This is a genomic window from Streptomyces capoamus (genome assembly GCF_014654935.1).
In the GTDB taxonomy this organism is placed as follows: domain Bacteria; phylum Actinomycetota; class Actinomycetes; order Streptomycetales; family Streptomycetaceae; genus Streptomyces; species Streptomyces capoamus.
In genome coordinates, this window is the sequence record NZ_BNBF01000028.1 from 76,030 (window position 1) to 83,746 (window position 7,717).

The 7,717-nt window shown below is 74.5% G+C and carries 6 protein-coding genes and 1 pseudogene; 3 read left to right on the forward strand and 4 right to left on the reverse strand.

The features are described from left to right. From IE312_RS42865 to IE312_RS32540, 4 genes and pseudogenes are all read right to left on the reverse strand, one after another. Positions 1 to 198: pseudogene (locus IE312_RS42865) on the reverse strand (citrate:proton symporter); the annotation flags it as partial. Positions 199 to 322: 124 nt separating this feature from the next. Beyond that, positions 323 to 2,563, reverse strand: coding sequence for a molybdopterin oxidoreductase family protein (locus IE312_RS32530; protein WP_189985841.1), 2,241 nt, complete (start codon positions 2,561 to 2,563; stop codon positions 323 to 325). Between the two features lie 196 nt (positions 2,564 to 2,759). Beyond that, on the reverse strand, positions 2,760 to 3,419 hold the full coding sequence (locus IE312_RS32535) for a TetR/AcrR family transcriptional regulator (protein WP_189985842.1): 660 nt from the start codon (positions 3,417 to 3,419) through the stop codon (positions 2,760 to 2,762). 64 nt (positions 3,420 to 3,483) lie between these two features. After that, entirely contained in the window at positions 3,484 to 4,029 is a 546-nt protein-coding gene (locus IE312_RS32540) for a hypothetical protein (RefSeq protein ID WP_189985843.1), read from the reverse strand. Between the two features lie 158 nt (positions 4,030 to 4,187). Here IE312_RS32540 and hmgA point away from each other — a divergent pair, with 158 nt between their 5' ends. From hmgA to IE312_RS32555, 3 genes are all read left to right on the forward strand, one after another. Further along, complete coding sequence (gene hmgA, locus IE312_RS32545; protein ID WP_189985844.1) at positions 4,188 to 5,522, forward strand: homogentisate 1,2-dioxygenase; 1,335 nt, start codon at positions 4,188 to 4,190, stop codon at positions 5,520 to 5,522. A gap of 46 nt (positions 5,523 to 5,568) precedes the next feature. Then, the gene (locus IE312_RS32550; protein ID WP_189985845.1) at positions 5,569 to 6,315 is read left to right on the forward strand and encodes a GntR family transcriptional regulator; all 747 of its coding nucleotides are present in this window, start codon (positions 5,569 to 5,571) and stop codon (positions 6,313 to 6,315) included. Positions 6,316 to 6,416: 101 nt separating this feature from the next. After that, entirely contained in the window at positions 6,417 to 7,571 is a 1,155-nt protein-coding gene (locus IE312_RS32555; RefSeq protein ID WP_189985846.1) for a type ISP restriction/modification enzyme, read from the forward strand. Positions 7,572 to 7,717: the final 146 nt, after the last annotated feature.

The following is a 7,717-nucleotide window of genomic DNA, read 5'->3' on the forward strand; positions in this document are numbered from 1 at the left end:
CGCGAACATGAGCATCGCCGCGGTGGGGGCCAGGCCGGTGACGCCGTCGATGACGTAGTCGCCGAGCTTGGCGCCCTTGCCCACGACCACGCAGAACAGCGCGGGTATGAGCACGAGCGCCGCGATCGGCGACATCTTCTTCGTCATGATCAGGACCAGGAAGGTCGCGATCATGGCGAAGCCGAGGATGGTCAGCATGAGTGGATACCTAACGTTCGCCCTTGAACATCCCACCTGGGGGTCGGCGGTGCGATGACGTTAGGTCCGTCGCAACGGCGTTAACAAGACGTTGACGTGCGAGCAATAAGCGCAGAACTCCAGGTCACGGCCGTGCTACGACCGCGGTGAGCTCCACGGGGAAGCCGTTGAGGACGGCGTTTCCCGACAGCGGGTCCAGCAGGCTGCCGTCGAGCAGCTGGTTGACGTTGACGCCGGGGTCCGTTCCGGCGTGGCCGAGCCGGGTGCCGGGCCGGTCGTGGCCCCAGCCGTGCGGCAGGCTCACCACCCCGGGCCGGATGCCGTCGGTGACCTCGGCGGGGGCCACCACCTCTCCCCCGGCGCCCTTGACCCGCACGTCCGCGCCGTCCCGGACGCCGAGGCGGGCGGCATCCTCGGGGTGGATGTGCACGGTGCAGCGGTTGCTGCCGCCGGTGAGGGCGGGCACGTTGTGCATCCAGCTGTTGTTGGAGCGCAGATGGCGGCGGCCGACCAGGACCAGACCCGCGGGGCGCTCGCGCAGGGCCGCGCGGAGCCGGGGCAGGTCGCCGGCGACGGGTTCGGGCAGCAGCTCGATCCGGCCGCTGCGGGTCTTCAGCGGCTGCGGCAGGCGGGGGCGCAGCGGGCCGAGGTCGATGCCGTGCGGGTGGGCGAGCAGCTTCTCCAGGGTCAGCCCGTCGGGCCGGGCGCCGAAGCCGTCGCCGTAGGGGCCGAGGCGCAGCATCAGGTCGAGCCGCCGCTCGGGTCCGTTCTCGCCGGTCAGCAGGGCGGCCAGGGCGCGGGGGTCGCGGCCGGCCACCGGCGCGTGCTCGTCCCGCACCGCCCTGGCGAGGGTCTGATCGATGACCATGGCGTCGACGGCGGCCGGGTCGGTGCCGTGCATGCCGCTCACCGCCAGGACGAGCCGGGCGAGGATCTCGGTCTCCGCCATGCGGCCGGGTTCCAGCGGGACGGCGGGGCGGCTGTAGCGGACCTGGTTGCGCACGGCGAGGGTGTTGAAGGCGAAGTCGTGGTGCGGGCTCTGCGCGGGCGGGGGCGGGGGCAGCACGACGTGGGCGTGGCGGGAGGTCTCGTTGAGGTACGGGTCGACACTGACCATGAAGTCCAGGGATGCCAGGGCCTTGTCGAGGCGGTCGCCGTCGGGTGCGGAGAGCACGGGGTTGGCGGCGATCGCGATCAGGGCGCGCACCGGGGTACCCGCGTCGGTCGCGGTGTCGATCTCCTCGGCGAGCGCGGAGAGCGGCAACTCGCCCTTGGCCTCCGGGTGCCCGCTCACCCGGGAGTGCCAGCGGCCGAGCCGGAAGCCGCGGCCGGGGCCCGCCGGGCGGGGCGTGCGGTCGGTGGCGGCCTGCGGGAAGAGGGCGCCGCCGGGGCGGTCCAGGTTGCCGGTGAGGACGTTGAGCACGTCGACCAGCCAGCTGGCGAGGGTGCCGTGCGGGACGGTGCAGCTGCCGATGCGGGCGTAGACGGCGGCGGTGGGGGCGGCGGCGAGGTCGCGGGCCAGGGTGCGGATGTCACCGGCGTCCAGATCGCAGGCGGGGGCCACGGCTTCGGGGGTGAAGTCGTCCAGTGCCTCCCGGAGTTCGTCGAGCCCCTGGACGTACGGGGCGAGGTGCCCGGGGTCGGCCAGGTCCTCGGCGAAGAGGGTGTGGGCCATCGCGGCGAGCAGCAGGGCGTCGGTGCCGGGGCGGATCGCGAGGTGCCGGTCGGCGAGAGCGGCGGTGCGGGTGCGGCGCGGGTCGACGACGGTGAGCCGGCCGCCGCGGGCCTTGAGGGCCTTGAGCCGGCCGGGGAAGTCGGGCGCGGTGCACAGACTGCCGTTGGACTCCAGCGGGTTGGCGCCGAGGAGCAGCAGGTGGTCGGTGCGGTCGAGGTCCGGCACCGGTATCGCGTTCGCGTCGCCGAACAGCAGTCCGCTGGAGACGTGCTTGGGCATCTGGTCGACCGTGGAGGCGGTGAACAGGCTGCGGGTGCCCAGGGCGCCGACCAGGACGGGCGGGTAGAGGCCGCCGGCCACGGTGTGCACGTTGGGGTTGCCGAGGACCACGCCGACGGCGTCGGGGCCGTACCGCTCCGCCACCGGGCGCAGGCCCGCGGCGACCGCGTCGAAGGCCTCCTCCCAGGTGGCCTCGCGCAGGGTGCCGTCCTTGCGGACGAGCGGGGCACGCAGCCGGTCCCGGTCGCCGTCGACGGCGCCGAAGGCGGCGCCCTTGGGGCAGATGAACCCCTTGCTGAAGACGTCGTCCCGGTCGCCGCGGGCGCCGGTGACGCGGGTGCCCTCGATGGTGAGGGTCAGCCCGCAGGTGGCCTCGCACAGGGGGCAGATTCGCAGGGCGGTGCGGGACACGGGTCCTCCCGTAGGGGTCGGCGTCGGGCCGCCCGGGCACACGCGGGCGGGCAGGCTCCGGGTGAGCATACCGACCGGTATGCATGGAGGGGAGTCCCTCACCCGTGCCGCCTCACCCGAGCCGCCTCACCCGAGCCGCCTCACCCGACCCGCGCTCCCCCGGCCCGCGCTCCCCGGCCCGCCTCCCCGACTCTCCTCAGTCGCCCCGCCCGGCCGGACCCGCCTCGGCCGGCCCCGCCTGGTCGAGCACGCGCCCCAAGTAGGCCCGCAGGAGTGTGCGCGTCTCCCGGATGATCGGCTCGTCCCCCTGGGGGTCGACCCGGAAGGCCAGCTGGACCAGGGTGTCGGCGGTCTCCACGGCGACCAGGAAGACGCGGCCCAGTTCCTCGTCCGGGGTCCGGTCCAGGTAGTCCGCGAGCAGCAGGACGAGCCGGTCGGCGACCCGGGTGTTGGGCTCGGCCTGCCGGACGCCGACCGGGATCTGGTTGCCGAAGTCGACCAGACAGAAGCCGGGCGCGGTGCGCTTCATGGCGAGGTACTCGTCGAGCACGGCGTCCATCGCGGCCCGCCAGTCGCCCCTGCGGGCGTCCTTCAGCCGCTCGGTGACGCGCTCGATGTACCGCTCCAGGTTGCGCTGCGCGAGGGCGTCGGCCATCTGCCGCTTGTTGCCGAAGAAGCGGTAGACGGAGCCGATGGGGACGCGGGCGCGCTCGGCGACCGCGCGCGTGCTCAGGGCGTCGTAGCCGACCTCGTCGAGGAGTTCGGCACAGGCGTCCAGGATCCTGGTCAGCCGTTCGGCGCTGCGCCGCTGGACGGGCGCGCGGCGGAGCGATGTCGCGTGGGGCACGGGCTTCATGATGCCTTTCCGCCGGGGTCCGGTGAACCTCTGCCCCCAGTACGCGGACGGACGGCCCGGGCACTCAGGACCGGGGGGACGCGGCCGGCGGATCCGGTGTGCCCGCCTCCGCGTCGGACACCGTGATGTCGGCGGTGCTCTCGACGGGCTTGCCGCGGACGGCCCAGACCGTGCCGTCGTCGGCGTACAGGCGCGCGGTGACCTCGTGGGTGCCGCGCGGGACGACACCGGCGGCCAGGTGATACGCCGTGCCGTGGAGCCGGGCGACCCCTCGGCCGTCCACGAAGAGGCGGGCGAAGCCGCGGCCGGTGACCGCCGCCGGCCGCGCGGTCGGCGCGGAGCAGCGGAAGTGCCGGAAGGCCAGCCGGACGTCCCAGCCGCCGGCCGGGTCCGGGGTGACCTCCAGGCCGACCTGGGGGGCGTCGTCCGCGGACACCTCGCGCAGGTTCCGGCCGGTGTCGTCCGTCTCGTCCAGCACCTTTCCCACGGGTGAGGAGGCGACCGTGCCCCCGTGCGCCTCACCGCCGGTGCAGGCCGCCGCTCCGAGCGGCAGCAGGACGCACACCGCGAGCGCGGCGAGCGGTCCACGCTTCCCCTTCGTCCACGACATGACCGGGAGCGTAGAACAGGGTCCCCGCGCCCCGGATCCCCCTCAGGTCTGGTTCCGCGCCTACCCCTGGGGGAGGAGGAGGACCCCGGGACCTCTTGCGCGGATCACCGCTGATTCCTACGGTGATGCATAGGAATCAGGAGCGCGAGGGAGCGATCATGAGCGGGGACGCACGGAAATCCGCCGAGGGGCTGACGTATCTCACCGGGTTCGGCAACGAACACGCCTCGGAGGCGGTGCTGGGCGCCCTGCCCGAGGGCCGCAACGCGCCGCAGCGCGCGCCGCTCGGCCTGTACGCCGAGCAGCTGAGCGGCACGGCGTTCACCGAGCCGCGGGCGCACAACCGCCGCTCCTGGCTGTACCGCATCCGCCCGTCGGCCGCCCACCCGGCGTTCACCCGCACCGCGGGCGGCGCGCTGCGCACCGCCCCCTTCACCGAGACCGTGCCCGACCCCAACCGGCTGCGCTGGAACCCGCTGCCGGAGCCCCCGGCCGGCACCGACTTCCTCGCCGGCCTGTGGACCCTGGGCGGCAACGGCGACGCGACCCAGCGCACCGGCATGGCCGTGCACCTGTACCACGCCAACGCCTCGATGGAGCGGGTCTTCTCCGACGCCGACGGCGAGCTGCTGATCGTGCCGGAGCGCGGCTCACTGCTGCTGCACACCGAGTTCGGCAGGCTCCTCGTGGAGCCGTCCCACGTCGCGCTGATCCCGCGCGGGGTGCGCTTCCGCGTGGAACTGCTGGACACCGCGGCCGACGGTGGGCAGAGCCCGACCGCCCGGGGCTACGTGTGCGAGAACTACGGGGCGCCGTTCCGGCTGCCCGACCTCGGCCCGATCGGCGCCAACGGGCTCGCCAACCCCCGGGACTTCCGGGCGCCCGTGGCGGCGTACGAGGACGTCGAGGGCCCGGTGGAGGTGGTGAACAAGTTCTGCGGCAACCTGTGGACGGCCACCTACGACCACAGCCCCCTGGACGTGGTCGCCTGGCACGGCAACCATGTGCCGTACGTCTACGACCTGCGCCGGTTCAACGTCATCGGCACCATCTCCTACGACCACCCGGACCCGTCCGTCTTCACGGTCCTGACCTCCCCGTCGGACACCCCCGGCCTGGCCGGCGTGGACTTCGTGGTCTTCGCCCCGCGCTGGCTGGTGGGCGAGGACACCTTCCGGCCGCCGTACTTCCACCGGAACGTGATGAGCGAGTACATGGGCCTGATCGAGGGCGCGTACGACGCGAAGGCGGAGGGCTTCGTCCCCGGCGGCGGCTCGCTGCACAACATGATGTCGGCGCACGGTCCGGACCGGGAGACCTTCGACCGGGCGAGCGCGGCCGAGCTGCGTCCGCAGAAGATCGACGACGGGCTGGCCTTCATGTTCGAGACCCGCTGGCCGGTGGCCCTCACCCCGCAGGCGGCCGGCGCCGAGCACCTCCAGCAGCGCTACGACGACGTGTGGCAGGGGCTGCAGCGGCACTTCCGGCCGTGACCGCCCCCGTTGCGCCGAACGTTCTCAGCCGGGTACGGATAGCCGCGTGACCTCCTTCGCTCCGGATTCGATCGTCCTGAACCGCAAGCTGCCGCTGTGGTACCAGGTGTCGCAGTCGCTGCGTGCCTCGATACTGGGCCGCTCGCCCGAGGACCCGCTGCGCCTGCCCACCGAGGAACGGCTCGCGGAGCACTACGGCGTGAGCGTGCTGACCATGCGGCAGGCGCTGAAGGAGCTGGAGGACGAGGGCCTGATCAGCCGGCACCGGCGGCGCGGCACGTTCATCGAACCCGGGGTCCGGCGCGGCGCCCCGGTCCGGCTGCTGGGCTCGGTGGACGCGATCGTGGCCCAGCAGTCCGGGATGACGGCCCAGCTGCTCGGCCACGGGCGGGTTCCGGTGCCGGCCGGTCTCGCCGAGCACTTCCCGGACTGCGCGGAGGTGGCCTCGTACCACCGGCTGCGCTGCGACGAGAAGACCGGTGAGCCGACCAACCACGCCGTCAACCACGTCCGTCCCGAACTGGCCGAGCGCATCGACCCGGACGACCTGGTCCGCTGGCCGATGACCAAGGTGCTGCGGGACCTGGTGCAGGCGGACATCAGCCGGATCACGGACACGGTGGAGGCCCGGCTCGCCGACCCGGAGACGGCCCGGCTGCTCGAAGTGCCGCTGCTCAGCCCGATCCTGCACTACACGGGCGTGACGTACGGCACCGACGGCCGGGTGCTGGACGTGGCGGTCATCCACTACCGCGGGGACCGCTTCTCCTTCACGGTCACCCTGGACGCCTGAACGCCCCGCCGGGCTCGGCCCGGTGGGGCCGTCCGTCGTCCGCGGGGCCCGTCGCGGCCCCTCCCGCGGTTCCCCGCGCCCGTCCGGGGCGCTGCCGTACCATGCCCAGCGTGACGCACGACGACGCTCCGCCGCTGGCGGACCTCATGCCGTGGTCCGTCGCACCGTTGCGGCTGGGCCGCACCTGGCCGATGGCGCCCGACGCCCCCTCGCTCCGGGCCCGCTGGGACACCCTGCTGACGGCCGAGGGGCCCGACCGGGAGCGCCTGTTCGAGGCGACCCGCGCCCGTACGCTCCGGTCGGCGGTGGCGCAGCTGCCCGGCCGGTCCAGCGGCACGGAGCGGCTCGCGCGCGCCGAGGGGCCCTGCGCGGAGCCGGTGCGGGTGCTGGCCGCCGCCTTCGACGAACAGTGGCTGATCCCGGACCACCGGCTGCTGGACGCGGCCCGGCCGGAGCTGTGGCGGGTGGCGGACGCCCGGCAGATGTTCACCGTCGAGACCGGCGACGCCGACACCCCCCTGCTGGCGACCTCGCACCTGCCGGTGCTGCGCACCGGCCGCGTCCGCCCGCTGTACCGCCGCCCCGGCGGCGCGGAGCCGAACCTGGCCCCCGGCCTGCTGGACCACCTGGCGGCCCGGCTGGGCGTCCGCCCCTCGGCGCCGGACGTGCTGGCCTGGATCCTGGCGACGGTCCGCCCGGACCTCACCGTCCCACTCACCGAGGACCCCGTCCTGTGGGCGGCCGGCGTGGACGTGGGCCGCCGGACGCTGTGGCTGATGCTGCGCGACGGCGAGCGCCCCAGGCTGCCGGGCGGCCGGCGCCCGTACGTCCGCGCGCCGCTGCCGGGCCGTCCCGTCGCCGTCCGCTACGACCGCGACGAGGAGACCCTGTACCTGGACGAGGGCCGCATCTCGCCCGTCCCGCCCGAGGCCTGGGACCACGAGGTGGCCGGGGTCCGGGTCCTGGAGAGCTGGTGCGCGGCCCGCATCGCGCCGGCCGAGCCGGGCACCCTGGCCGCGGTCCGCCCGGCGGCCTGGCCGCAGGGGTGGACCTCGGAGCTGCTGGAGCTGATCACGGTCCTCGCCCTGCTGGCGGAAGCGCGGGCGCGGCGGGCCGGGCTGCGGGTGGTGCGGACGGTCACGGCGACCGCCCTGCGGCAGGCGGGCGTCCTGCCGGCACCGGAGTCGTCCCGGCGGCCCGCCTCGGTCCTCGACCACCAGGAGGAGGGCCCGGACGGGCAGTTCGCGCTGCTCTAGGGCGTGTCTTTCGGATCGGCCCGACTCGGATCGGCGGCGCCTTGTCGGTGCCGGTGAGCGGGGCTCGGCGCGTGCGGCCGCAAGGCGGAGGAGGGAGTCGACGCGGAGCGTCGGCGACCGACGACAACGCGGCGGACGTGCGTGCC

What these genes read in the sequence shown, in the direction of transcription:
- IE312_RS32535 (WP_189985842.1), bottom strand. Translation starts at nt 3,419, where the DNA reads ATGAAGCCCGTGCCCCACGCGACATCGCTCCGCCGCGCGCCCGTCCAG.
- IE312_RS32540 (WP_189985843.1), bottom strand. Translation starts at nt 4,029, where the DNA reads ATGTCGTGGACGAAGGGGAAGCGTGGACCGCTCGCCGCGCTCGCGGTG.
- hmgA (WP_189985844.1), top strand. Translation starts at nt 4,188, where the DNA reads ATGAGCGGGGACGCACGGAAATCCGCCGAGGGGCTGACGTATCTCACC.
- IE312_RS32555 (WP_189985846.1), top strand. Translation starts at nt 6,417, where the DNA reads ATGCCCAGCGTGACGCACGACGACGCTCCGCCGCTGGCGGACCTCATG.